This is a genomic window from Psychrobacter sp. 1176_08, from assembly GCF_052850615.1.
Genome location: NZ_VXCU01000020.1, coordinates 1 through 854 on the forward strand (window position 1 = coordinate 1; position 854 = coordinate 854).

An 854-nucleotide genomic window follows, 5' to 3' on the forward strand; every position below is an offset into this window, starting at 1 on the left:
GTCGTCAGCATGGATAAAATGAACCAGATTGGTGAGTTTTATCCTGCCGATCGCATGGTTGAGATTGAAGCAGGCGTTGTCACCGAGCAATTACAGCAGTTCGCCGAATCAAAAGATCTCTACTATCCTGTTGATTTTGCTTCAGCAGGCTCCAGTCAGATGGGTGGCAATATTGGCACTAATGCTGGTGGCATCAAAGTCATCCGCTACGGCATGACCCGTCAATGGATCATGGGACTGACGGTCGTTACCGGTCGTGGCGATATCTTGCATCTTAATCGCGGTATGGTCAAAAATGCCACGGGTTATGATTTGCGCCAACTTTTCATTGGGGCAGAAGGCACACTTGGCCTTGTGACTCATGCACAGATCAAGCTTGAGCGCCAGCCGCAAGACTTAAACGTCATGGTGCTGGGTATGGATAACTTTAGTGATGTCATGAATGTGCTCTCTGCCTTTCAAGCACAAATCGATTTAACGGCTTTTGAGTTCTTTGATGATGTGGCGATTGATAAGCTCATGGCACATGGTCAAGTACAAGAGCCGTTTGAATCACGCACCAAGTTTTATACCTTACTAGAGTTTGAAGCGCCGTATGAGCCGATCATGGACAAAGCGATGGCAATATTTGAGCAGTGTTTGGAGCAAGGCTGGGTCGTCGATGGCGTCATGAGTCAAAATTTGGCGCAAGCGGCGGAGCTTTGGAAGCTGCGTGAGTATATTTCTGAGACCATCTCAGTTTTCACGCCTTATAAGAATGATGTGTCGGTGTTAATAAGCTATGTACCTGATTTTATCACTGAGATTGATGAGATTGTCAGCAGCAATTACCCTGATTTTGAGGTGTGCTGGTT

At 46.6% G+C, this 854-nt stretch carries 1 protein-coding gene; it reads left to right on the top strand.

Annotated elements, in window-relative coordinates; translation table 11 throughout:
• Window positions 1-854, top strand: an 854-nt coding sequence (locus FW759_RS13955; RefSeq protein WP_446443283.1) for an FAD-binding oxidoreductase, incomplete at both ends; no start/stop codon positions are given.